Below are 22,011 nucleotides of genomic sequence, written 5' to 3' on the forward strand. Positions count from 1 at the left end.
GTTCCATTCCGTTCGGGGGAAGGACAACCAACCACCCCGTACGGTATGCCGCCCGGCCCCGCCACCGGTCCGGTATCCCGGTGTCCGGGAAGATTTCGCCGTGTCAGCCGCCGTGTCAGCCGCCGCGGCGCTTGCGGCGGCCGCGGCGCGTCCGTACGCCGCCCGCGCCGCCCCGCGCCCGGTCGTCCAGGGCGATCCACAGCCTGACCTCGGTCCCGCCGAGCACCGAGCGGCCGATCCGCACGTCGCCGCCCGTCGATTCCGCGACCCGGCGCACGATGTCCAGGCCGAGGCCCGTCGAGCCGTCCCGGCCGCCGTCGTTGCCGCGGCGCAGGGCCGCGTCCGGATCCGCGATGCCCGCGCCGGCGTCCGAGACGAGCACGATGACCGCGTCCCCCGCGTCGTGGACGTCCACCGCGAACGGGGTGCCCTCGGGGGTGTGCCGGAACACGTTGCCGAGCAGGGCGTCGAGGGCGGCCGCGAGCTCCGGCCGGGCGACCGGGAGCCGCACCGTACGGTCCACGCCCGCGAGCCGCACCTCGCGGCCCTCGTCCTCCGCCAGCGCCGACCAGAAGGCCATCCGGTCGCGGATCACCTCCGAGGCGTCGCAGCCCGCCCCGCCCCCGCCCGCGGCGGTCGCGGGTGCCCGCTGTTCACGGGCCGTACGGATGATCGTGTCGACCTCCCGTTCCAGCTGCTCCACCGCCGCCCGGGTCTGCTCCGCGGCCGGCCCGTCGCCGAGCGAGGCCGTGTTGAGCCGCAGCACCGTCAGCGGCGTCCGCAGCCGGTGCGAGAGGTCGGCGGCCAGCTCCCGTTCGTTGGCGAGGAGTTCCACCACCTGGTCCGCCATCGAGTTGAACGCGACGGCCGCCGAGCGGAGTTCCTTCGGCCCGTCCTCCGGCACCCGCGCCCCCAGCCGGCCCTCGCCCAGCTGGTGCGCGGCGTCCGCGAGCCGCTCGGCCGGCCGCACCAGCCGGGCGCCGAGCCGGTCGGCGACCGCCACCGAGCCCACGATCAGCGCCAGGCCGACGCCCGCGAGGACCACCCAGGCCGTCGCGACGCCGTTGCTGACCTCGCTCTCCGGTACGAAGATCTCCACGACGGCGATGTCCCCCGACCCGAGGGCGGTCGGCTGGAGCAGCACCGAACCGCCGCCGGCCAGCGGGGCCGTCATCGCCCGGCCCATCCGCCGGGTCTCCTCCAGGGCGTGCGCTCCGGCCCGGCCGGCGCCGATCTCCACCGGCGCGCTGCCGCCGATCGCGGGCACGTGGACCGCCATCCGCTGGGCCGCGCCCATCTGTGTGGACTCCACGGCCTTGCGCAGCTGCACCGGGTCGGTGGTGATGGACAGGGTCGGCCCGATGGTCGCCGCCTGCCGCTCGGCGTTGGAGAAGGCCCGGTCGCTGGCCATCTCCTGGACGACCAGCCCGAGCGGCACGGCGAAGGCCACGACCACCATGGCCGTGACCGCGAGGCACACCTTGACCAGCGCCCATCTCATCGCGCGCTCACCGCGGCGGCTCCAGCTTGACGCCGACCCCCCGCAACGTGTGCAGATAGCGGGGGCTGGCTGCCGTTTCACCCAATTTGCGGCGCAGCCAGGACAGGTGCACGTCGATGGTCTGGTCGTCCCCGTACGACTGCTGCCAGACCTCGGCGAGCAGCTCGCGCCGGGCCACGACCACGCCGGGCCGCCCGGCGAGGAAGGCCAGCAGGTCGAACTCCCGCCGGGTCAGGTCCAGTACCGCCCCGTCCAGCTCGGCCTGCCGCCGCAGCGGGTCGATGGCCAGCCCGCCCACCCGCAGGACCCGCGAGGGCGGCTCGGCCCCGGCGGCTACGCGGGCGCGGCGCAGGACGGCGGCCATCCGGGCGGAGAGGTGCTCCACGGAGAAGGGCTTGGTCAGGTAGTCGTCGGCGCCGTCGTTGAGGAGCCGGACGATCTCGGCCTCGTCGTCGCGCGCGGTGGCGATGATCACCGGTACGTCGGTGATGCCGCGCAGCATCTTGAGCGCCTCCGCCCCGTCGAGGTCGGGCAGCCCGAGGTCGAGGATGACCACGTCGAACCGGTGGTGGGCGACTTCGCGCAGCGCCTCGAGGGCCGTGCCGACGCTCCGCACGGTGTGCGAGGCCTCGGTCAGGTGCCGGATCAGGGCGGAACGTACGAACTGGTCGTCCTCGACCACGAGCACACTTGCCATGGGCGGCACCGTAGTCCATTCGGGGGACCACGCGGGGTGTCGGGCCGTCTCCGGGACGGGTGGTGCAGTATGTGCCCTGATGCACCGAGGACTTGTTCATGCTTTCGCCTGGACGCTGGCGACCGGGGCGGCGGTGACGCTGTCCTGGTGGGGCGTGCACACGGTCATGTCCGGAACGGCCTACGATCCGCCGCTGGCGGTGCCGCTGGCCACGCGGCCGCTGTCCTCCTCCACGCACCGCGCGGCGACGCCCTCGCCCGAGCCGGCCCCGGACTCGCCGTCCCCTTCCCCCTCCTCCTCGGCGTCGCCCTCCGCCACCGCCTCCCCCGCCAAGCCCGTGCAGAAGGCGGCCCCGCCGAGCCCGCGCCCGGACGAGCAGCAGGGTGACGGCGGGGGTCCGGGCAAGGTGAAGGCCTACCCGGTCACGGGTGGCCGGGTGGTCTTCGACCTCGGGGCGTCCTCGGCCGAGCTGGTCTCGGCGACGCCGGACGCCGGATGGCAGATGCAGGTGTGGAAGCAGCCGTACTGGATCCGGGTCACCTTCACGAAGGCGGGCCGGGAGATGTCGGTCTTCTGCACCTGGAACGGCCACCCGCCGCTGGTGGAGACGTACGAGGGCTGAGGGCCTGTCCTTCGGATCAGGCCGGCGCCCGTCAGGACAGGGAGCGGATGTTCGTCGCCTGCGGGCCCTTCGCGCCCTGGCCGAGGTCGTACTGGACCTTCTGGTTCTCCTGGAGCTCCTTGAAGCCGTTGCCCTGGATCTCGCTGTAGTGGGCGAATACGTCCGCGCTGCCGTCCTCCGGGGCGATGAAGCCGAATCCCTTCTCCGCGTTGAACCACTTGACGGTGCCCTGAGCCATGCCGCTGTCTCCCTGCTGTCGCTACCGCTCGCCCCGACGGGGCGCTCGAGTCGAAGACCTACCCGCTCCTGCGGCGATCGGAGCGCAAGGTCATCCGAACGAGGGCGCGTCGCGGCAGGTCGCGGCCCCTCAGCGGAAGACCGACGGCGGCGGCTCCGGCGAGGCCACCGCGGAGGCGTCGGCGACCGGGGCCGCGCCCCCCGCGAAGTCGGCGAGGGCCCGGCCGTGCTCGACCCGGCCGGGATGCGGGTCGCTCGCCACCCGGCGGGTGAACTCGGCGACCGGCAGCTCCCGGTCGGCGGCCACCAGCACCGCGTTGCCGAATCGTTTCCCCCGCCACACCACCGGGTCGGCGGCCAGCGCCAGGTGCTCGAAGCGGGACGCGGCGGTCGCGATCTGGCCCTTCAGATGCACGAGCGGCGGACCGTCCGCGAGGTTGGCCACGTACCACCCGCCGGGCGCGAGGGCACGGCGTACGTCGTCCAGGAACTCGGCGCTGGTCAGGTGCGCCGGGGTGCGCGCGCCGCTGAACACGTCCGCGATCACCAGGTCCGCCCAGCCGTCCGGGACCTTGGCCAGGCCCGCCCGCGCGTCCACCGCCCGGACCCGGACCCGCGCCTGCGGGTCCAGCGGCAGGTGTTCCCGTACGAAGGCCACCAGCCCGGCGTCGATCTCCACGACCTGCTGGGTCGAGCGGGGACGGGCGGCGGCCGTGTAGCGCGCGAGGGTGAAGGCGCCGCCGCCCAGGTGCACCACGTTCAGGGGCTGCCGGGCGGGCGCGACGAGGTCGATCAGGTGGCCGATCCGCCGCTGGTACGCGAAGTCCAGGTACCCCGGATCGCCCAGGTCCACATGCGACTGCGGGGCTCCGTCGATGAGCAGGGTCCAGGCGTCCGCGCGCTCGCGGTCGGGAGCGAGCTCCGCCGTGCCGCCGTCCACCTGCCCGACGACCGCCTCGGAGGTCCCGCGCCCGCGCTGCCTGCTGCCTTTGCCCTTGCCTGCCACCACCCCATTGTGACCGGTCAGCGGCAGTTGTCCGCCGCCTCGATCAGGCGGGCCGCCTCGCCGAGTGCGGCGCGCAGCACCGCCGGGTCGGTGACCGGCCCGACGGCTTCCGGGGGGAGCAGCCAGCCGGTGTCGCCCGCGGTCGGGGACACGTCGCCGAAGCGCATGCCGCGCCCGTTGGTCTGCGTGCACGCGCTGCCCGGCAGGTCCCAGGCGTCGGCGGTGCCGGGCGGGACGAGGAAGCCGAGGGTGTCGCCGGACCCGTCGTGCAGCACCGGGCCGACCCCGCCGGCCACGCTGGCGGCGCGGCGGATGATGTCCACGGCCTCCAGACCCTGCCGGGCGGGCACGGTCACCAGGTCCGGCGCCTCGGCCGGGGCGACCGCGACGGCCACGACGCCCGGGACGGGGGTCGCCCCCGAAGACGCGGGCGCGGTGTTCATTCCAGTGCTCTCCATGCCGCCCTCCATCAAGGGAACCCCTCCTCGATCCGCGTACGAGCGGGGCGGGAGTCACCTCACACCCCTGCGTGGGCTCAACGCGCGGAAACGTCAACGGGTGCGGCGGCAAGACGCTGCAAAGGATGGCAGTTCATGGCGGATCGCGGGTGAGATATCCCTTTTGTAGGCAAACACCGCATGAGCCCCCCTCTGCTGGCGGTACGTTCATGCGCGCCGGGCCCGGCTCCATCCCGCGGAACCGGCGGTGCGTCCCTTGCCAGAGAGGCCACGTCCATGGCGGCGTTCCCCCACTCACCCAATCAGACGTTCCGGCGGCTGCGCGGGCAGCACTCCCCGGCCGAGTTCGCGGCCATGGTGCGCCGGGCCGCGAAGGAGATCGGACAAACGGTTTCCTGCGACGCCCGCTACATCGGCCGTGTCGAGTCCGGCGAGATCCGCTGCCCCAACTACGCGTACGAGCGGGTCTTCCTGCACATGTTCCCCGGCCGGACTCTGGCCGATCTGGGCTTCTCCCCGCGCGAGGCGGTCCGCGGCCGGTCGGCGCAGCGCTCCGCCCCCTTCACCCACAAGGAGAGCGACGTGCTGCGTCGCGCGTTCATGGCGGGCGGCTCCGCGACCGTGGCGGCCGCGACGATCGGCGTCACCCTGCTCGGCGACACCCGCCGGCCGCCCTCCCGGGCCGGCGAGTCCGAGGCGACGGCCGTCGAGGAGGCCGTACGCCAGATCCGGCTGCTGGACGACCGGCACGGGGCCGACGCCCTGTACCGCAGGGCCGCCGAACCCCTGCGCGCCGCCTACGCGTTGCTGGATGCGGGAGCCACCCGGCAGTCCACCGAGGACCGGCTGCACGCGGGCGCCGGTGAACTGGCCATCTCCGTCGGCTGGCTGGCCCACGACTCCGGCCGCTTCGAGGACGCCCGCTCGCACTACGCGGAGGCCCTGGCGACGGCCCGGGTCGCCGGGGACGCGGGCCTGGAGGCGCACGCCTTCAGCAACATGGCCTTCCTGGCCCGGGACTGCGGGCGGCCGCGGGAGTCGGTACGGGCGGCCCAGGCGGGCCGCCGCGCCGCCCGCTCCCTCGGTTCCCCCCGGCTGCTCTCGCTGCTCGCCCTGCGGGAGGCGGGCGGCTGGGCGGGCCTGGCGGACCGCAAGGCCTGCGAGGAGGCGCTGACCCGGGCGCACACGGAGTTCTCCCGCGGCGAGACGGGCGCGGACCCGGAGTGGATGTCCTTCTTCGGTGAGGCCGAGCTGGAGTCCCTGGAGTCGCGGTGCTGGGCGGCCCTCGGGGAGTACGCCCGCGCGGCCCGGCACGCCCGCCGCGCGGCGGACCTCCAGGATCCGCACTTCGCCCGGAACGTGGCCCTCTACACGGCCGAGCTGGCCGACGACCTGGCCCGGGCGGACGCCCCGGACGAGGCGGCCTGGGCGGGCGGACGGGTCCTGGACCTGCTCACCGAGGTCCAGTCCACACGGATCCGGTCCATGCTCTCGGGGACGGCCCGCACCCTGGTCCCGCACCAGCGCAGCCCCCGCGTGGCGGACTTCCTGACCCGCCACGCCACGGTCTGACCGGCGACGCCGAGCGGTCAGCCGGTCCGGGCGGCCGGTCGGGGCGGTCGGTCGGGGCGGTCCGGGCGGTCAGCCGGTCCGGCCGGCCGCCCCGATCACTCGACCCCCCGGCCCCGTACGGGACTTCGGGCTCGCTTCAGAGGTCCAGGTGGCCCGTGTCGTTCCAGCGCTCCAGTGCGGGGGCCCCGTACGCCCAGCCCAGGACCGAGAGGGAGGTGGGCTCCAGGCGGATGCGGGCGCCGAAGGAGGCCTCCAGGCCGAGCCAGCGGGCGGCCAGGGTGCGCAGGATGTGGCCGTGGGCGAAGACCAGTACGTCGCGCTCCGCCGAGCGGGCCCAGGCGACCACCTCGTCGGCACGGGCCGCGACGTCGGCGACGGACTCGCCGCCCGGGACGCCGTCGCGCCAGATCAGCCAGCCCGGGCGGATCGCCTGGATCTCGGCCGGGGTCATGCCCTCGTAGTCGCCGTAGTCCCACTCCATCAGCGTGTCCCACGGCTCCGCCTGGGCGCCGAAGCCCGCCAGGTCACAGCTCTCGCTCGCGCGGACCAGGGGGCTGGTGCGGACCTCCACGCCGGGCAGGCCGTTCCAGGGGGCGCGGGCCAGCCGCTCGCCGAGCAGCTTCGCGCCCCGCTTGCCCTCCTCCAGCATGGGCACGTCCGTGCGTCCGGTGTGCTTGCCGAGCTGGGACCACGCCGTCTGGCCGTGGCGGGCCAGGAGGATGCGGGGGGCCATAGGAAATTCTCCCGGTACGTAAGGGTTCGTGGCGTTTCGGGCGATTGCGTCGCCCATCCATCATCCATCACATGAACACCAGGCAACCCACTCTGTCGCACAAGCGTCCTACACCGTATGACTGATCGGCAGAAGCCCACCCGGTGGTGGGCCGAACTGCTGCTCCTGGGGCTCGTCTACGGCGCGTACACCGGTGGCAGACTCCTCGCCCGGGGCGACGTGCACCTCGCCGTCGGCCACGGGCTCGCGATCCTCCGGGCGGAGGAGCTGCTGGGGATCGACTTCGAACGGCCGCTCAACCGGCTGTTCTCCCACCGGGGGCTGCTCGGCATACCCGCCGACTTCGTCTACGCCTCCCTGCACTACCTCGTCACCCCGGCCGTGCTGGTCTGGCTGTACCTGCGCCACCCCCGGCACTACCGCGGCGCCCGCACCTGGCTGGTGCTCTCCACCCTCCTCGGGCTCGTCGGCTTCACCCTGATGCCCACCTGCCCGCCCCGGCTGCTGGACGCCGCGTACGGGTTCACCGACACGATGGCCCAGTACAGCGCGTACGGCTGGTGGGGCGCCCAGGCCAGTGCGCCGCGCGGGCTCGGGGGCCTGACCAACCAGTACGCGGCCATGCCGAGCCTGCACGTCGGCTGGGCCCTGTGGTGCGGGGTCCTGCTGTGGCGGCACGGGCGCCACCCGCTGCTGCGGGGGCTCGGCATCGCCTATCCCGCCGTCACCGTGCTCGTGGTCATGGGCACGGCCAACCACTACTTCCTGGACGCCGCCGCCGGGGCCGCCGTGATGGCCGCCGGGTACGCGATCTCGCGCCGGCTGACCGCCCGAACGGCCGGATTCCGCCGTACGACCACGATTGTCAGTGGCGGATGGGACACTTCCGCCCGTGAGCTCCTACCCGCCCAGCGGCCCGCCCCCGAAGACGACTCTGCGGCAGCGGCTCGCTGACCTGCGCGGCCCCGCCGTGCCGCCCCGCCCGCTCGACGCCCGCGCGCTGGCGGCACTCGCCGCCAACCCCGGATGCGGCAGACGCGCCCTGCTCGACGGCGCCGGCGTGGACAAGACCGCCCTGGCCGCGGCCCTCGGCTCGCCCGCCGCCTTCGGCCAGTCGCAGTTCGCCATCGTCCGCGGGAACTCCTTCGAGGCCAGGGTCAAGGGCGACGGCGGAGCCGCCCTGCTGGAGCTGGTCCACCGCCACCTCGGCGCCGGCGCCGAGCCGCCCGGCCCCGGCGCCCGCGTCCCCGACCTGACCGCCGCCGGACCCGAGGGCCGCGCCGCGCGCACCGCACTCGCCCTGCGCGAGGCCACCGCCGCGGAGGCCTGGACGCTGCTGGACCACCCGATGCTGGCCCTGGAGGTGGCGGGCACCCCCGCCTATCTGGAGCCGGACGCCGTCGTGGTGCATCCCGACGGCCGCTGGACCGTCGTGGAGATCAAGTCGTTCCCGCTGATCGACGGGTCGGCCGATCCCGCGAAGGTGGGCGCCGCCGCCCGGCAGGCCGCCGTGTACGTCCTGGCCCTGGAGCGGACCGCCGAGAAGCTGGCCTCCGCCGTGGTCGGGCACACCGTGCTGCTCGTCTGCCCGAAGGACTTCTCCAACCTGCCCGCCGCCGCGCCCGTCGACGTCCGCCGCGAGCGTGCCGTGACCCGGCGCCAGCTGGACCGGCTGACCCGGGTCGAGGAGCTGGCCGCGACCCTGCCCGAGGGGCTCAGCTTCGACCCGGCGCGGCCCGCCGAGGAACTGACCGAGGCGGTCTCGGCCGTATCCGCCGCCTACGCCCCCGAGTGCCTCGCCGCCTGCGAGCTGGCCTTCCACTGCCGGGAGCGGGCCCGAGCCGACGACGAGGTGACCGCCCTCGGCCGCTCCGTACGGGGGGAGCTCGGCGCGCTCACCACCGTCGAGGAGGCCCTCGCGGCCGCCGCCGGCGGCGGGTGTCCCGACGACCCGACCGCGGCCGCGCTGCACCACGCCGCCAGGCTGCGCACCGAGGCCCTGGAGGCAGCCGCATGTCCCTCCTGAACACCCTCGCACGCCTCGAGGCCGTCCGGGCGGGCCGGGCCCAGGCGCTGGCGACCGTACGGCACCGGCATCTGAGCGAGCGCCCGCTGGTCCTCGTACCCCTGACGACGGCTGGCGAGGCCGGGGCCCCGCTCGGCGCACTGATCGGCACGGACCCCGAAGCGCCACGGCTGCTGGTGGTTTCGCAGCCGCGCGACCGGGACCTGCGCTGGATGTTCCTGGCGGAGCTGGCGGACGTGGTCCTGCCGTACGTGGACGGGTACGCGGACGACGTCGAGTACGTGGAGCGGACCGAGACCGACCCGGAGACCGGGGCGAAGAGCAAGGTCGCCGCCGAGCTGTGCCTCGACGCGCCGCAGGTGATCGTGCCGAGCCGGGCGGGCATCGAGTACGTCCGGCTGCTGGGGCGGTCGATGCGGTTCCGGCGGACGGCCGAGGAGGATCCGGAGAACCCCTACCCGGCACCCACGCGGGTGCCGCTGCTGGGGCGCTGGTTCACGCACCTCGGCGAGCGCTCCCGGGTCCCGGGGGCCTCGATGCTGCTCTCGGCGACGGAGCTGCTGGGGCGGCACTGGGCCACCGGCCAGAGCAACCTGGAGGACCAGCACCTGGGCGCGCTGCTGTCGTGGATAGCCCCGCCGGAGGGGGAATCGGGCGCGGAGGCGGCCCTGCGGGCCGAACTCGGCCGCGACCGGGACGGGCAGCTGCTGGTCCCGCCCGCCGGACCGGCCACCGACCCGGCCTTCGACAACAAGCTGCTCGCCCCGGCGATGGCCCGCTACGACGCGGCGCGCACCGCGGGCGACCGGCCGGCCCTGGACCGCGCCGAGGCGGCCGTCCGGGAGCTCGTCGCGGAGCAGATGCGGCCCACCTGGCGGGCGGTGTGGCAGTCGCTGGAGCTGCTGCGCGCGCTGCCCCCCGGGGAGCGGGCCGAGGAGCGCTGGACCCGCGACCGCTGGTCGTACACCGGCCACCGGGACCGGGTCCGGGCGGGCGAGCCCCCGCAGCCGCGCCGCGACGACGCGGTGACGGCGGCGCAGAAGCTGGCGACGCGGGAGACCGAGCAGGTGCGGCTCGACGCCCAGGAGGCACTGGACGATCCGCTGGTGATGGCGGGCCGGCGGCTGTCGGGCGAGGCCTTCGCGGGCGAGGTCACCGAGGTGGTGATGGAGTGGACGGAGTCGAAGCGGCCGAGTCCGCGCCCGCTGGTGACGGTGGCCACCGAGGACCGTCCGCAGCTCGCGGAGGGCGGCGGGGGCAAGGTGTTCCGCTCACTGGACGGACGCCCGCAGTCCGCGCAGTTCGTACGGTACGAGGAGGACGGCCGGCTCGTGCTGCGGCTGCTGGACAAGATGGGCCGCGGCCGGGAGCCGGAGCCGGGCTCGGTGCCGGAGAAGGGCGACCGGGTCTGCTGGACCCTGTTCGAGCACGACGCGCGCGGCGGCCCGAAGCTGCCGGACCCGGACCGGACGCCGTGGACGCACGGCGGACCGCCGGGATCCGCGACCGCCGCCGTGCTGCCCGACGCCGTGACCGACGAGGACATCCTGTGAGCACCGCATTCGATCCGGGCACGGCCGCCGCCGAGGCGACCGCCGCCATCCTGCGCGACACGCTGCACGGGAGCGAGCGCGGCGTGGTCGTCGACTCCCCGCCCGGCGCCGGCAAGTCCACGCTCGTGGTGCGGGCCGCCCGGGAGCTGGCCGCGGCCGGGCGCCGGCTGATGGTGGTCGCGCAGACCAACGCGCAGGTCGACGACCTGGTGCTGCGGCTCGCCGACAAGGACCCGGAGCTGAAGGTCGGCCGGCTGCACAGCAGCGACGGCGACGCGTACGACCCGGCGCTGCGCGAGCTGCCCTCGGTCACCCTCTCCGCGAAGCCGGCGGACCTGGCCGAGCTGCCGATCACGATCTCGACGGCGGCGAAGTGGGCGTACGTGAAGGACACCGAGCCCTGGGAGCACGCCATCGTCGACGAGGCGTACCAGATGCGCTCGGACGCGCTGCTGGCCGTGGCCGGGCTGTTCGAACGGGCGCTGTTCGTCGGCGACCCGGGGCAGCTGGACCCGTTCAGCGTAGTCGGCGCCGAGCAGTGGGCGGGGCTGTCGTACGACCCGTCGGCATCGGCGGTCAGCACCCTCCTCGCCCACAACCCGCACCTGCCGCAGCACCGGCTGCCCGTGTCGTGGCGGCTCCCGGCGACGGCCGCGCCGCTGGTCTCGCGGGCGTTCTACCCGTACTCGCAGTTCCGCAGCGGTACGGGTCCGGGTGAGCGGCGGCTGTCGTACGGGGTCGCGGGCGACGGCTCGGGCCCGGACCGGGTGCTGGACGAGGCCGCCGAGTCGGGCTGGGGCCTGCTGGAGCTGCCCGCGCGGCACACCCCGCGCACCGATCCGGAGGCCGTCCGAGCGGTGGCCCTGGTGGTCCGCCGGGCGCTGGACCGGGGGGCGGTGACGGCGGACGAGCAGTCCGAGGTCCCGGCCCCGCTGACCGCCGACCGGATCGCGGTCGGCACGGCGCACCGCGACCAGGCGGCGGCGGTCCGCGCCGCCCTGGCGGACCTGGGCGTCACCGGGGTCACGGTGGACACCGCGAACCGGCTCCAGGGGCGGGAGTACGACCTCACGGTGGTGCTCCACCCGCTGTCGGGCCGCCCGGACGCGACGGCCTTCCACCTGGAGACGGGCCGCCTGTGCGTGCTGGCCTCGCGGCACCGGCACGCCTGCGTGGTCGTGGCCCGGGCGGGGATAGCGGAGCTGCTGGACGACCATCCGTCCACGGAACCGGTCCAGTTGGGAGTGACGGTCAAATTCCCCGACGGCTGGGAGGCGAACCACTCGGTCCTGGCGCACCTGGCGGAGCACCGGGTGGCCTGGCGGCCCTGATGCGCGGTCGCGGCCCGAGGGCGGCGCTCTTGCGCGGCGTTGGACAATGGAGGGTGGCCCGGAAGGATCCCGAACGCGCAGCAGGAGGACACGCATGGCAGAGCCCGAGCGGACGACCGAGCGGAAGCTGCGGCCTGCGCCGCTGCTCTTCGAGCCCTCGGAGGCCGCCACGGACCCGGAGCACTTCTTCGACCTGGAGTCGATCGAGGACCCGCTTGAGCTGCTGGCCCGCGCCACCGAGCTGACCCTCGCCTTCCGGGCGGCCCAGGAGCGGGCGGTGGAGTTCCAGGCACTGGCAGCCGCGCAGCTCGCCGATCCGCGGCGGTTCGACCGGTTGCCGCCCGCGGCGATCGCCGCGCAGGCGGAGTGGACCGAGGACTACGCCCGCAAGATGATCGAGTTCGGCGAATCCCTGCTGCGCGAGGCGGGCCCGGAAGCCCCGTAGGCCGCCGCGGCCTACGGGGCGCTCGGCCACTGCTCGGGTACTCGCTCGGCTACTGGGGGGCCTGGCGGCACGCCTCGGCCGCGATGGCGCCCTCGACGCCGGGCCGGGGCAGCCCGTTGGCGCAGCCGTCCTGGTCTCCCGTGAGACCGACGTAGCACGCGATCCGGACGGCGTCCGTGACCTCGGTGCCCTGGAGCTGGACGAGGTCCTGGCAGGCCACGAGGTCGGCGTGGGCGGCCGGAGCGGCGATGACGACGCCTCCGAGGGCGAGGGCCAGGCCGGCGAGGACACCGGGGATACGAGCCGGACGACGCATGGGAATGCACCTGCTCTCGGTCGGGGCTGCGGTCCCGGGTGTCCCGCGACCGCGCGCGGGGGCGGCGGCCGGGCCGACGCCGAGGGCGGATACCCCGGAACGGGAGAGCGGGCGCACCGGACGGGTCGAGCGGGTGAACCCCCGCGCATACGACGCGAGAACAGTTCCGGAACGCACGCACGTACGCACTCGCGACCGCCCGGGGCCGGTGCGTCGGCCCGGCTCCGCGGTGCGCGCCGGGTGCGGCAGACGGCGCAGCTGGCATATGCGGGGCGCAACATAGCCCACCATCCCCCACCCTGTCACGGTTTTCCGTAACTCCTGGAAAGCACATCACTACGCCCGGTAGACCGGTCCGCATGACGACGCTGACGACGGCACCCGCCTGCCCCACCCACGACGCACGCACCGCCACCCACGTCACCCCCCAGGGCGCCGCCTGGCTCGCCTCCGCTTCCGCGCACCCGCACAGCACCCTCGCACTCTGGGAGGCCCGGGCCACCGCGCCCGCCACGCTGCCCTGCGGAACCGCCTTCGACGTCGTCAACGTCCCGCTCGTCCTCGGGCGCCGCATGCTCGACCTGCTCTGGGCCGAAGGCCCCGGCTCCGGGCCCGTCGCCGTGCACCGCGGGCGGATGCTGCTCTTCGCCGCCACCGGGACCGCCCACCGGCTCCCCGCGCTGCTCGCCTGGGAGGAGTGGGACAGTTCCGTGCCCGCGCCCCTGTGCCACGGCCGCGGCGACGCCGTCACCGTGCCGCCGCTCGCCGCCACCCCCGGCCCGTCCCGCTGGCTCGTCGCCCCCGATACCCGCACCCCCTGGCTCCCCGGACCCGAGGCCCTTCTGTGGGCGTACGTCCGCGCCGCCCGAGCTGCGGATATCGATTTTTCCTTCCGGCCATCTCCCTGCTAATGTCTTCCTCGTCAGCAAGCGCCGCTAGCTCAGTTGGTTAGAGCAGCTGACTCTTAATCAGCGGGTCCGGGGTTCGAGTCCCTGGCGGCGCACAGCGAGGCAATCGCCTGACTAGGCCGTTCTCCCTTCGGGGAGAACGGCCTCTGGCGTTTCTAGGGCTCGGTGCTAGCGAGGGGCTAACCGCGCCGCCGCCCGACCGCGCGGGCTTCGGCTGCGGCACCAGCGCGATGGCCGCTTCGGCGTTGGCGTGGGCGATCTCCGGCAAAACCGAGGTGTAGGTGTCGGCCGTGATCTGGATGGATGAGTGCCTGAGCATCGCCGAGATCACCTTCATGTCTCCTCCAGCGGCCAGCGCCAGCGTGGCCGCGCTGTGTCGCAGGTCGTGCAGCCGGATCGGGGGCAGGTAGCCCGTGAAGCTTCCCCTTGATTGTGGACACCTGGAGACTGGGACGTGAGAGCCCAGAGGAAGCAGTGCCAGGTGGGAAGCAAGTACATGAGGCGGTACTCGGACGAGTACAAGCGGGACGCGATCGAGCTCGTGCGGTCGTCGGGCCGGACGGTGACCGAGGTCGCCCGGGAGCTCGGGATCAGCTCGGAGTCCCTGCGGGGCTGGGTGAAGAAGGCCCAGGCCGCCGGATCGGGCACCGGTGCCACGGCGGCCGGGTCGGCGGCCGACGACCAAGACGAGGAGTTGAGGCGGCTGCGGAAGCTGACCGCCGAGCAGGCGAAAACGATCGAGATCCTGAAAAAAGCGACGGCCTTCTTCGTGAAGGAGAGCGACCGGTGAGTGAGATATGCCGGTTCATCCACGCGGAGAAGGCGAACTACACGGTCGTTTTGTTGTGCAAGGTGATGAAGACCGCCCGGTCCACGCACTACGCGTGGGCTGCCGGGGCCGAGAACCGCGAGGCGAGACGGCGGGCCGATGAGGCCCTGGTGCACGAGATCACGGTGATCCACCTCGCCTCCCGCGGGAACTACGGCGTCCCGCGCGTCACCGCTGCACTTCGCCGGCTGGGCCGGACGGTCAACCGCAAGCGGGTCGAGCGGGTGATGCGGGAGCACGGCATTACCGGAAACAGCCGGCGCACCGGGCGTCGCGGCCTGACCGAAGCTGATACCAGGGCGGCCCCGTCGCCGGACCTGATCGGCCGGGACTTCACCGCCACCCGCCCCGGCACGAAGATCGTGGGAGACATCACCTACATCCCCACAGCCGAGGGCTGGCTCTACCTCGCGTCCTGGCTGGACCTGGCCACGCGAGAGGTGATCGGGTACTCGATGGCCGACCACCACCGCGCCGAGCTTGTCGTCGACGCGCTCGACATGGCCACCGCGCTGGGCCGCCTTGAGCCCGGCTGTGTGATCCACAGTGACCGCGGATCGGAATACACCTCCCGCCAACTTCGCGACAGACTCAGCATGTTGGGGCACCGGCAGAGCATGGGACGGACCGGGAGCTGCTTCGACAACGCCGCCGCGGAAAGCTTCTGGGCTGTCCTGAAAGAAGAGATCGGCATCCGGTTCTGGCCCGACCGCGTCACCGCCCGCGCCGACATCTTCGACTTCATCGAGACCTTCTACAACCGACGCCGCCTACGCAAACACGTCCACTGGGGCTACGTCACCCCCCACGAGACACGCCTGCGCTACCAGCAGGACCAAGCCCTCGCGGCGTAACGGAAACGTGTCCAGGATCACGGGGAAACTTCAGTGACCCGCTCCTCCCTAGCCTTGTCCACGGTGGTCAGGTGGGTGAAGTCGAGCGCGACCACCGTCAGCCGGACAGCCTCAAGCTTCAGCGACGCGGAAGATTTCAAGTCCAGTGAGACGGTCGTGACGCTATGAGGTTTGTGGTGTGGGTTCCCTCCGTTTGGCGGGATCGTTGATCCATGCCTTCTGGGGTATCTCGGGTGGTCGGGGGCGGGCGGCCAAAGCGTTCGGGGTGGCGTGCGTATGCCTGGGCGAGGGTGACCGCGCGCTGGTCGCGGACTTCCTCGGCGGTCCCGAAGTGGACGCTGGCGGGCGTGTGCCAGCCGATGCCCGAATGCCGGTGTTCGTGGTTGTAGTACGCGATGAACGCGTCGAACCACTCGCGGGCGTGGGCCAGGGAGTCGAACCGTTCGGGATAGTCCGACATGTACTTCGTGGTCTTGAACTGGGCCTCGCTGTAGGGGTTGTCGTTGGAGACCTTCGGACGCGAGTGCGATCTGGTCACCCCCAGATCGATCAGCAGCTGGGAGACCTTCCTGCTCGTCATCGAGGTGCCGCGGTCGGCGTGCACGGTCTCGGGCACGATGTGGTTGCGTGTGATGGCCTCCCGGATCAACTCCTCAGCGCGCTCCGCGGATTCGGCGGCCTCGACGGTGTGGCCGACGATGTACCGGCTGAAGATGTCGATGATCACGTAGGCGTGATACCAGATGCCCTTGACTGGTCCGGCCGCCTTGGTGATGTCCCAGGTGAACACCTGCGACGGGGCGGTGGCGACCAGCTCGGGCACCGTTTTGGCGGGGTGGGTGGCCTGGCGGCGGCGTTCGCCGCTCTGGCCCCGCTCGCGCAGGATCCGGTACATCGTGGAGATCGAGCAGTGGTAACGCCCGGCGTCCAGCTCGCGGGCCCAGATCTGTGCGGGCGCAAGCTCGGCGTACTCGTCGCTGTTCATCAGTTCCAGTACCGAGGCCCGCTCTGCGGCCGGGAGGGCCGAGGGCTGGGCCTGCGGCTTACGGGCCTGCGCGGTGGCGGGGGCCGCAGCCGGCGATAGTGGGTGGCGCGGGAGCGGCCGGTCAGCCGACACGCGGACGTGATGCCCAGCTCGCCCTCGATGCCGGTGAACGCGGTGTCCACAACCGGCTCGGCGGTGTGCTTCAGTCCGCGCTCTCGGAGATCATTTCCAAGAGCGCCGAAGCTTTTCCCAGGATTTCCAGTGCGGCCTTGTTCCTGGCCAGTTCCTTCTCCAGCCGTTCCACCTGGCGGCGCAGCTTCTCGTTCTCCAGCTCGGTGGCGGACCGCTTCGGCCTCGCCGGGCTGGTGCGCTTGTCGACAAGGTTCTCCAGGGCGCCGGCATCCCGCGCGGCCCGCCACTCGGTGACGTGGGAGTGGTACAGGCGCTCGCGGCGCAAGACCGCACCCTTCTCGTTCTTGGGTGCGGCGTCGTACTCGGCCACGATCCGCAGCTTGTACTCGGGGCTGAAACTGCGGCGCTTCGGCCTGGGTGCCGGGTCGGATCCGGCGGGCTTGGTGCTGGTCATGAGGGGTGGGGTCTCCTGTCGCGCCCTCTCAGGCTAACCCGACAAAGCGGGACGTCTCACCTAAGGCTGACAGAGAGGGACGGGTGAAGTACAGAGAAACGTGCTCAGGCGGCCGGCTCCAGTACCGGTCTGGGCCGTGGCGACGGCCCGCAGCCGCCCCGCCAGGGCGGTTGGGCCGAGCGTCGCCAGGGCCCACAGGGCACTGACCTGTCGGCCGGAGCCCCAGATCCCGTCGGGCGGGGTCAGGAACGGGATGACGGCGAGACCCTGGGCCGCGAACGGGGCCGAGTCGAGGTATTTCATGCCGCCGGTTCCGCACAGATACGAGCGGGCGTCGACAGTGGCGGCGAGGTCGGCGAGCCGTTGGGATCGGCCGGGCCTGACGGTCAGGTCGCTGCTGCGGAAGATCTGGCCCTTCCAGCCAAGGAGGCTCAGGAGGGTCCGGGCGGAGGTCTCGGCGACGATAGCGGTCCGGCCGCTGCCGAACGAGGCCGCCACCGGCTCCAGGGACTGGGCGAGGGCGGGCCAGTGCGGGCTGGCTCCGTAATACTGCCTCAGCATGGCCATGGTCCGGCGCCGGGCAAGGTCGGGGTCGGCGATCAGAGCGTCTCGAATGATTGTCTGGCGGCCTTGGGGGAGGTGGGTGGGGATAGCCATCCACCGCGAGGTTGGCGCCTGTTGGGCTCCCAGAGTGGCGAGACGGGTGCGGTGCTGGTAGTCGCGGCGGGTGAACTGGACGTCGTCGAGGACGATCCAGGTGTCCGCCGCGAACAGCTTGGCCAGCGTGGTCAGCCGGGGGAACAGGTTGGGCTGGTGGATGGCACACAGCCCGCCCGGCGCAGGGGGGTCAGGAGCCGATGAGGCGGCTGGTGAAGCCGTCGCGGATGAGGGATTCGTACGCGTCATGCACCTCCTCCGGGACATCCTGGGCGATGGCGAACCCGTTCTTCGGATACTCGATCACCCGCTGGAGATCGCCGACGAGCATGTCGAGGACGAGCTTCTCGTCGCCGATGCTCTTGAGGTAGTCGTCCAGCTCGAGCGGCTCCGAGGTACAGAGGATCTCGACCTCGGGCCACAGCTTGCGGGCGGTGGCGAACGATCGCCTCTCCATATACGGCTTGGAGACCAGCAGGACCCTCTTCGGTGTGATGCCGTTCGCGGCCAGGAGCTCGCGGCTGAGAGTGATGTTCTGACCGGTGTTGGCGGCGTTCGGCTCGACGAGGATCGCTTCATCGGGGACGCCGAGTTCGAGGGCATGCTCCCGGAAGTGGACCGCCTCTCCGCGGGGGAAGCGAGCCCGGGTGGTGGGGCTGTTGCCGCCGGTGAACACGAGGACCGGGAAGAGGCCGGCGTGATAGAGGTCGGCGGAGGCGGCGGCGACTCCGAGGTCGTGGCTGCCCAGTCCGATGGCGACATCCATTGGGGCCAGGTCGTGGCCCATCTGGTGGTAGTCCCAGATCAGTTTGGCCTTGCGCCACTGGTCCTCGGTGATCGTCTGCTGGTTGTCCGTCACGCGATCTTCTCCCTGGTCACCGTCGCCGGGGGCCGGCGGCCCCCTCGCTCATGGCCCTGATTCCCTCGATGCTGGCCAGCTGGTGGCTGAGGCCGAACTCTCCGGCCAGTCTGGCGGCCTTATCGAGGATGTGAAGACCATCATCGCGGGTGGCGGGATCGGACAGCAGGATGTGCCCGTGGGCGGTTTCCAGGCGGACCCGCTGCATCGGAGCGTCGGTGGCGGCCGTGCTGCGGGCGACGCCGATGAAGTGCAGGGCCGACGTCAGGTCGCCGGCGCCGCGATGGGCCAGGGCGAGCTTCTGGTGGGCCACCGACCAGTCCTCGGGTTCGGTGAGATCCTCGAACTCCCGGGTCGCGGCGAGCATGACGCGCGAGGCATAGCTGTGGTTGCCATCCTTGCTTAGGGCCGTTCCCACCCACAGCCGGGCACGGGCTCGATCACGGCGGGAAAGCCGGTCGTCGACGGCCAGGGACTCGTACTGCTGGGCCGCGATCTCCAGCCTCCCCGACATCTCCGCGACCACCGCGAGGGACAGGTCGAGCTGGGCGACACGGCGGGGAATGTCCAACTGCCCGAACAGAGACTTCGCCGAGGCATAGGAGTGATGGGCCGACAGCGGACCGAGCACGGCCCCCCCGGTCGCGCTGGAGATCACCCAGCAGGGCGGTTGAGCGGGCGAACAGATACAGGCCCTTGTCGTCGAGGGCGGTCGGCTTGAACCGTTCGAGCCAGCGGCGGATGAGACTGTCGGCGAAGGTGAAGTCCTGCCGGGACAGGGCCACCACAGCCCGGTCGAGATCGTCGGTCCACGACTCGTACTCCCAGGCCAGCGGCCCGCTGGCGGTCACCCTGCGGGCACTGGCAGCGGAGGTGGTCCGGCCGGCTTCGGAAAGGAACGTCTCGAAGCGGAGGTGGGCGGCGGCATCCGCGCGAGCCAGAGCGGTGTCCAAGATCGCCTGGGTGTCCTGGCGAGGCTCGGTCGCGGCCAGGAGCTTCTCCCACTTGGAGATCGTCCGGATGCCGATGCCGAGATGGCCGGCGAACGATCGGACGCTCAGCCGCAGCGCGAGACGCAGGGCTCGGGCCTCCAGGCCGGTCCAGTGGTGCACGGTCGCCACACGTCGCTCCCTTCCTGCCTCCATCGAAGCACGGCCCGCACGGGCAGGGGGACACAAGTGCAACGGAAGTACAACAGGCGGTCATTTGCGCAGCGTTGGAGCAGGTCCAGGCTGTGCGGTGACACCAGCCGCCGGACCTTTGGATGGACACGGACATGGAACCCCTCACCGAGCACCGCAGCGTCAGCGGTCCGGTCGTTTACGGCTACCTGCGGCTGGTCCGGGTCTCCCCGGCCCGCCAGATGGCACTGAACGAGGCTCTGGCCGAGTACTGCCGCCAGCATGAGCTGACGCTCTCGGGGGTGTTCACCGAACGAGACACCGGAAGCGGACCGTCAGCGGCGTTCACCGGCCTGATCGACGTCCTGGAAATGCCAGACACCTACGGCGTCGTCCTGCCCGCCGCCTCCCACCTGGGCCCCAAGGACATAGCCGTCCCGAGGCAGGCTCGGATCACCGCGGCCGGCGCCCGGCTGCTGCTGGTCCGAGGACCCGGCAGGCGCCGCACGGCAGACCACGGCCCGATCCGACCTGGCCCGGCGCCGGTCCGCCGCCGATTCGGCGCGGCTCCTACCCCAGCACTAGACACCGAGACGTGAGGCCCCAATGCCTGATGCGAAGCAGAAGTTCTTCGACCCGCGGCCCGAGTCGGTCGGCCTCGCCCGGGACTTCGCCGTCACGACCCTGAGTTCCTGGGGCCTTCACAGTCCTGCCGAGGACATCCGGCTCTGCGTCTCCGAGCTGGCCTCGAACGCCCTGGTCCACGGGAGCGACCCCGAGCACGGCTTCCTGGTGAGGCTGGACGTCGACGAGGATTTCGTACGCGTGGAAGTGTACGACAGCCGTCCCCGCCACCGCCGCGAACCCGAGATCTCGAATAAGGGCGAGACCGACATCGCTGGCCGGGGCCTGAGGATCGTCGCAGTGCTCGCCGACGGCTGGGGCGTCGAGGATCGCAGGCCCTGCGGCAAGATCGTCTGGACGCGGTTCAAGGCGGGACAGCCAGGCGGACAGGCCCGAGCGTGCTGACCCGCACCGCCCCGGACACCGGGCTGCTGTCCTCACTCGGCGCCTGGACCTGGCCAGGCACCGCCCCGGACGGACGGCAGGTCGCCCACATACTCCTCGCCCACCGGCTCGGCCGAACCAGCCACGACACCCCCGAGGCGATCGAGGCCCGAATGCGGCACCTCACTCAGATCCTGGGCGGCCTCGCCCGAGCCCAGGACTCCGTCCCCGACACCCAGGGCACCCTCGTGACCATCGGACCCCGGTCCCTGCTGAAGTTCCCCGGCGCCCGCTGGGGCCTGAGGCTGCCGACCCACCCCCAGTGGACCCGCTTGGTCCAGGACAGCGGCCGGGCCGCCCTGATCGTCGGTCTGGACCCGCTCACCCAGTCCGCCGACGCCGTCCGAGTTGACGCCTACCTCGACGCCGGGATCACCGCCGACCGGCTGCTGTTCGGCTTCGCCCGAACGACCTAACAGCAGTTATGCCCCTGGAAGACATGCATGCGGGCGTTTCATTACGCCCACGCATGTTCCTGAACCCATGCACGGCCCCCATCTCGCCACGAGAGGTCACTGCCATGGAAACGTTCGAACGCGCACGGCTGGACGCCTACTTCTCCAAGGTCGCGGCCCGGTTCACCCCGGACGAGCGGCCCGCATCGTTGCTGGTCACGCACCTGCTGCCGGAGCGGCCCGCCTTCGTCCGGGCAGTCGCCCAGATGACCACGCTGAAGGCAGTGCTGCCCAAGCCCAAGTCCATCAGCCCGGCCGCCCAGCGCGAGGTCGAGCACACCGTCCCGGTCGACGCCCTGACCCGCGAGCTGTTCACCGAACCCGACACCGCTCTGGACTACCTCGAATCCCGGGCCGCTGGCGAGACCCTCGCCCTGCTGGACGTCGGCGGCTACTTCGCTCCCACCCTCGAGGCAGTGGACAGCCGCTTCACCGGCCGGCTCGCCGGGGTGATCGAAGACACCGAGAACGGCCACCGCCGCTACGAAGACCTCGACAAGCTGCCCTGCCCCGTCGTCTCCGTCGCCCGGTCCCCCCTGAAGGACCCCGAGGACTTCCTCGTCGGCCAGTCCGTCGTCTTCTCCACCGAGGCCGTCATCCGCGGATGCGGCGACATCCTCCATGGCCGCCCTGCCCTCGTGCTCGGCTTCGGCAAGCTCGGCTCGTCCATAGCCCGGCTCCTGCACGCCAAGGGAGTCCAGGTCACCGTCTTCGACATCGACCCCGTCCGCCGTACCCAAGCCCTCTCCCAGGGCTTCGCTGTCGCCCGGGACCGCGAAGCCGCCCTGACTGGCGCTGGCCTGGTCCTCTGCGCGACCGGCGCCATCTCCCTGCGGGGCGAGGACTTCACCCACCTCCGCAACGGCGCCTACCTCGCCACCGTCACCAGCAGCGAGGACGAGCTGGATCTGAACGGACTCCCAGACGTCTATACCCGAACCACCGTCGGCGACCACGTCACCCGCTACCAGACCACCGGCCATTACTTCTATCTGGCGAACGGCGGCAACGCCGTCAACTTCATCCATGGCGCCAGCGTTGGGCCGTTCATCTTCCTGATCCAGGCCGAGATCCTCGCCGCGATCAGGATGCTCACCCGCGGAGACCTCGCCCCCGGCATTCACGAGGTCCCCGCGGCCGACCGCGCCGCTATCGCGGCGACCTGGCTCAGCTACTTCAACAGGTGATCATC

24 protein-coding genes, 1 tRNA gene and 3 pseudogenes are annotated in these 22,011 nt (G+C 72.4%); 15 read left to right on the plus strand and 13 right to left on the minus strand.

Annotated features, from left to right (window positions below; genetic code table 11):
• Positions 1–115 precede the first annotated feature (115 nt).
• Entirely contained in the window at positions 116–1,501 is a 1,386-nt protein-coding gene (locus AB0I68_RS09570) for a HAMP domain-containing sensor histidine kinase (RefSeq protein ID WP_363176648.1), read from the minus strand.
• 7 nt (positions 1,502–1,508) lie between these two features.
• Complete coding sequence (locus AB0I68_RS09575) at positions 1,509–2,198, minus strand: response regulator transcription factor (RefSeq protein WP_363176649.1); 690 nt, start codon at positions 2,196–2,198, stop codon at positions 1,509–1,511.
• A gap of 79 nt (positions 2,199–2,277) precedes the next feature.
• On the opposite strand from AB0I68_RS09575, the gene AB0I68_RS09580 reads away from it, so the two are divergent.
• Positions 2,278–2,820, plus strand: a complete 543-nt coding sequence (locus AB0I68_RS09580) for a hypothetical protein (RefSeq protein WP_363176650.1) — start codon at positions 2,278–2,280, stop codon at positions 2,818–2,820.
• A 31-nt stretch (positions 2,821–2,851) separates the two neighbouring features.
• Here AB0I68_RS09580 and AB0I68_RS09585 read toward each other — a convergent pair whose 3' ends face one another.
• The 3 genes from AB0I68_RS09585 to AB0I68_RS09595 form a co-directional block, all read right to left on the minus strand.
• Positions 2,852–3,058 (minus strand): cold-shock protein, encoded by a 207-nt coding sequence (locus tag AB0I68_RS09585; protein WP_363176651.1) that lies wholly within the window; start codon positions 3,056–3,058, stop codon positions 2,852–2,854.
• A gap of 129 nt (positions 3,059–3,187) precedes the next feature.
• On the minus strand, positions 3,188–3,997 hold the full coding sequence (locus tag AB0I68_RS09590) for a fused MFS/spermidine synthase (RefSeq protein ID WP_363176725.1): 810 nt from the start codon (positions 3,995–3,997) through the stop codon (positions 3,188–3,190).
• 83 nt (positions 3,998–4,080) lie between these two features.
• Positions 4,081–4,521 (minus strand): hypothetical protein, encoded by a 441-nt coding sequence (locus AB0I68_RS09595; protein WP_363176652.1) that lies wholly within the window; start codon positions 4,519–4,521, stop codon positions 4,081–4,083.
• Positions 4,522–4,797: 276 nt separating this feature from the next.
• Here AB0I68_RS09595 and AB0I68_RS09600 point away from each other — a divergent pair, with 276 nt between their 5' ends.
• Complete coding sequence (locus AB0I68_RS09600) at positions 4,798–6,093, plus strand: tetratricopeptide repeat protein (protein WP_363176653.1); 1,296 nt, start codon at positions 4,798–4,800, stop codon at positions 6,091–6,093.
• A 136-nt stretch (positions 6,094–6,229) separates the two neighbouring features.
• Here the strand turns inward: AB0I68_RS09600 and AB0I68_RS09605 are convergent, their stop codons facing one another.
• Positions 6,230–6,826, minus strand: a complete 597-nt coding sequence (locus AB0I68_RS09605) for a histidine phosphatase family protein (RefSeq protein WP_363176655.1) — start codon at positions 6,824–6,826, stop codon at positions 6,230–6,232.
• Between the two features lie 117 nt (positions 6,827–6,943).
• Here AB0I68_RS09605 and AB0I68_RS09610 point away from each other — a divergent pair, with 117 nt between their 5' ends.
• From AB0I68_RS09610 to AB0I68_RS09630, 5 genes are all read left to right on the plus strand, one after another.
• Entirely contained in the window at positions 6,944–7,780 is an 837-nt protein-coding gene (locus AB0I68_RS09610; RefSeq protein ID WP_363176656.1) for a phosphatase PAP2 family protein, read from the plus strand.
• A complete protein-coding gene (locus AB0I68_RS09615) occupies positions 7,719–8,852 on the plus strand; it encodes a hypothetical protein (RefSeq protein ID WP_363176657.1) in 1,134 nt (377 codons plus the stop codon). The genes AB0I68_RS09610 and AB0I68_RS09615 overlap by 62 nt, the downstream gene beginning before the upstream one ends.
• Positions 8,840–10,405, plus strand: a complete 1,566-nt coding sequence (locus AB0I68_RS09620; RefSeq protein ID WP_363176658.1) for a hypothetical protein — start codon at positions 8,840–8,842, stop codon at positions 10,403–10,405. The genes AB0I68_RS09615 and AB0I68_RS09620 overlap by 13 nt, the downstream gene beginning before the upstream one ends.
• Positions 10,402–11,736, plus strand: a complete 1,335-nt coding sequence (locus tag AB0I68_RS09625; protein WP_363176659.1) for an AAA domain-containing protein — start codon at positions 10,402–10,404, stop codon at positions 11,734–11,736. The genes AB0I68_RS09620 and AB0I68_RS09625 overlap by 4 nt, the downstream gene beginning before the upstream one ends.
• A 94-nt stretch (positions 11,737–11,830) precedes the next feature.
• Complete coding sequence (locus AB0I68_RS09630; RefSeq protein WP_363176660.1) at positions 11,831–12,181, plus strand: hypothetical protein; 351 nt, start codon at positions 11,831–11,833, stop codon at positions 12,179–12,181.
• Between the two features lie 49 nt (positions 12,182–12,230).
• On the opposite strand, the gene AB0I68_RS09635 is transcribed toward AB0I68_RS09630, so the two are convergent.
• On the minus strand, positions 12,231–12,497 hold the full coding sequence (locus AB0I68_RS09635; protein ID WP_363176661.1) for a hypothetical protein: 267 nt from the start codon (positions 12,495–12,497) through the stop codon (positions 12,231–12,233).
• A gap of 359 nt (positions 12,498–12,856) precedes the next feature.
• Here AB0I68_RS09635 and AB0I68_RS09640 point away from each other — a divergent pair.
• Both AB0I68_RS09640 and AB0I68_RS09645 read left to right on the plus strand, forming a co-directional pair.
• Positions 12,857–13,436, plus strand: a pseudogene (locus tag AB0I68_RS09640) (hypothetical protein).
• Positions 13,427–13,500: transfer RNA gene (locus AB0I68_RS09645), tRNA-Lys, on the plus strand. The pseudogene AB0I68_RS09640 and the gene AB0I68_RS09645 overlap by 10 nt, the downstream one beginning before the upstream one ends.
• Before the next feature lie 122 nt (positions 13,501–13,622).
• Here the strand turns inward: AB0I68_RS09645 and AB0I68_RS09650 are convergent.
• A pseudogene (locus tag AB0I68_RS09650) lies at positions 13,623–13,811 on the minus strand (tyrosine-type recombinase/integrase); the annotation flags it as partial.
• Between the two features lie 75 nt (positions 13,812–13,886).
• On the opposite strand from AB0I68_RS09650, the gene AB0I68_RS09655 reads away from it, so the two are divergent.
• Together AB0I68_RS09655 and AB0I68_RS09660 are read left to right on the plus strand one after the other, a co-directional pair.
• Positions 13,887–14,195 carry a transposase gene (locus AB0I68_RS09655; protein WP_363176662.1) on the plus strand — a complete coding sequence of 103 codons (309 nt, stop codon included), beginning with the start codon at positions 13,887–13,889 and terminating at the stop codon, positions 14,193–14,195.
• On the plus strand, positions 14,192–15,088 hold the full coding sequence (locus AB0I68_RS09660) for an IS3 family transposase (RefSeq protein ID WP_363176663.1): 897 nt from the start codon (positions 14,192–14,194) through the stop codon (positions 15,086–15,088). The genes AB0I68_RS09655 and AB0I68_RS09660 overlap by 4 nt, the downstream gene beginning before the upstream one ends.
• A gap of 136 nt (positions 15,089–15,224) precedes the next feature.
• Here the strand turns inward: AB0I68_RS09660 and AB0I68_RS09665 are convergent, their stop codons facing one another.
• The 5 genes and pseudogenes from AB0I68_RS09665 to AB0I68_RS09685 all read right to left on the minus strand — a co-directional run bounded on the left by AB0I68_RS09665 (position 15,225) and on the right by AB0I68_RS09685 (position 19,296).
• Positions 15,225–16,073 carry a DDE-type integrase/transposase/recombinase gene (locus tag AB0I68_RS09665; RefSeq protein ID WP_363176664.1) on the minus strand — a complete coding sequence of 283 codons (849 nt, stop codon included), beginning with the start codon at positions 16,071–16,073 and terminating at the stop codon, positions 15,225–15,227.
• 202 nt (positions 16,074–16,275) lie between these two features.
• Positions 16,276–16,659: a hypothetical protein gene (locus AB0I68_RS09670; protein WP_363176665.1), complete on the minus strand. Its 384-nt coding sequence runs from the start codon at positions 16,657–16,659 to the stop codon at positions 16,276–16,278.
• Between the two features lie 60 nt (positions 16,660–16,719).
• The gene (locus tag AB0I68_RS09675) at positions 16,720–17,565 is read right to left on the minus strand and encodes a WbqC family protein (RefSeq protein WP_363176666.1); all 846 of its coding nucleotides are present in this window, start codon (positions 17,563–17,565) and stop codon (positions 16,720–16,722) included.
• Entirely contained in the window at positions 17,507–18,175 is a 669-nt protein-coding gene (locus AB0I68_RS09680) for a YdcF family protein (RefSeq protein WP_363176667.1), read from the minus strand. The genes AB0I68_RS09675 and AB0I68_RS09680 overlap by 59 nt, the downstream gene beginning before the upstream one ends.
• Before the next feature lie 16 nt (positions 18,176–18,191).
• A pseudogene (locus tag AB0I68_RS09685) lies at positions 18,192–19,296 on the minus strand (hypothetical protein).
• A 155-nt stretch (positions 19,297–19,451) separates the two neighbouring features.
• Between AB0I68_RS09685 and AB0I68_RS09690 the strand changes: the two are divergent.
• The 4 genes from AB0I68_RS09690 to AB0I68_RS09705 all read left to right on the plus strand — a co-directional run bounded on the left by AB0I68_RS09690 (position 19,452) and on the right by AB0I68_RS09705 (position 22,006).
• On the plus strand, positions 19,452–19,895 hold the full coding sequence (locus AB0I68_RS09690) for a hypothetical protein (protein WP_363176668.1): 444 nt from the start codon (positions 19,452–19,454) through the stop codon (positions 19,893–19,895).
• Between the two features lie 7 nt (positions 19,896–19,902).
• Positions 19,903–20,325 (plus strand): ATP-binding protein, encoded by a 423-nt coding sequence (locus AB0I68_RS09695; protein WP_363176669.1) that lies wholly within the window; start codon positions 19,903–19,905, stop codon positions 20,323–20,325.
• Entirely contained in the window at positions 20,319–20,780 is a 462-nt protein-coding gene (locus tag AB0I68_RS09700; RefSeq protein ID WP_363176670.1) for a DUF5949 family protein, read from the plus strand. Before AB0I68_RS09695 ends, AB0I68_RS09700 begins: the two co-directional genes overlap by 7 nt.
• Positions 20,781–20,884: 104 nt before the next feature.
• Positions 20,885–22,006, plus strand: coding sequence for an adenosylhomocysteinase (locus AB0I68_RS09705; RefSeq protein ID WP_363176671.1), 1,122 nt, complete (start codon positions 20,885–20,887; stop codon positions 22,004–22,006).
• The last annotated feature ends 5 nt before the right edge of the window (positions 22,007–22,011 follow it).

This window comes from Streptomyces sp. NPDC050448, assembly GCF_040655295.1.
In the GTDB taxonomy this organism is placed as follows: domain Bacteria; phylum Actinomycetota; class Actinomycetes; order Streptomycetales; family Streptomycetaceae; genus Streptomyces.

Coding starts and splice junctions, on each gene's coding strand:
- AB0I68_RS09630 (WP_363176660.1), top strand. CDS start 11,831: ATGGCAGAGCCCGAGCGGACGACCGAGCGGAAGCTGCGGCCTGCGCCG.
- AB0I68_RS09610 (WP_363176656.1), top strand. CDS start 6,944: ATGACTGATCGGCAGAAGCCCACCCGGTGGTGGGCCGAACTGCTGCTC.
- AB0I68_RS09690 (WP_363176668.1), top strand. CDS start 19,452: ATGGAACCCCTCACCGAGCACCGCAGCGTCAGCGGTCCGGTCGTTTAC.
- AB0I68_RS09585 (WP_363176651.1), bottom strand. CDS start 3,058: ATGGCTCAGGGCACCGTCAAGTGGTTCAACGCGGAGAAGGGATTCGGC.
- AB0I68_RS09665 (WP_363176664.1), bottom strand. CDS start 16,073: ATGAACAGCGACGAGTACGCCGAGCTTGCGCCCGCACAGATCTGGGCC.
- AB0I68_RS09635 (WP_363176661.1), bottom strand. CDS start 12,497: ATGCGTCGTCCGGCTCGTATCCCCGGTGTCCTCGCCGGCCTGGCCCTC.
- AB0I68_RS09570 (WP_363176648.1), bottom strand. CDS start 1,501: ATGAGATGGGCGCTGGTCAAGGTGTGCCTCGCGGTCACGGCCATGGTG.
- AB0I68_RS09595 (WP_363176652.1), bottom strand. CDS start 4,521: ATGGAGAGCACTGGAATGAACACCGCGCCCGCGTCTTCGGGGGCGACC.
- AB0I68_RS09620 (WP_363176658.1), top strand. CDS start 8,840: ATGTCCCTCCTGAACACCCTCGCACGCCTCGAGGCCGTCCGGGCGGGC.
- AB0I68_RS09575 (WP_363176649.1), bottom strand. CDS start 2,198: ATGGCAAGTGTGCTCGTGGTCGAGGACGACCAGTTCGTACGTTCCGCC.
- AB0I68_RS09670 (WP_363176665.1), bottom strand. CDS start 16,659: ATGACCAGCACCAAGCCCGCCGGATCCGACCCGGCACCCAGGCCGAAG.
- AB0I68_RS09580 (WP_363176650.1), top strand. CDS start 2,278: ATGCACCGAGGACTTGTTCATGCTTTCGCCTGGACGCTGGCGACCGGG.
- AB0I68_RS09695 (WP_363176669.1), top strand. CDS start 19,903: ATGCCTGATGCGAAGCAGAAGTTCTTCGACCCGCGGCCCGAGTCGGTC.
- AB0I68_RS09600 (WP_363176653.1), top strand. CDS start 4,798: ATGGCGGCGTTCCCCCACTCACCCAATCAGACGTTCCGGCGGCTGCGC.
- AB0I68_RS09675 (WP_363176666.1), bottom strand. CDS start 17,565: ATGACGCGTACGAATCCCTCATCCGCGACGGCTTCACCAGCCGCCTCA.
- AB0I68_RS09705 (WP_363176671.1), top strand. CDS start 20,885: ATGGAAACGTTCGAACGCGCACGGCTGGACGCCTACTTCTCCAAGGTC.
- AB0I68_RS09605 (WP_363176655.1), bottom strand. CDS start 6,826: ATGGCCCCCCGCATCCTCCTGGCCCGCCACGGCCAGACGGCGTGGTCC.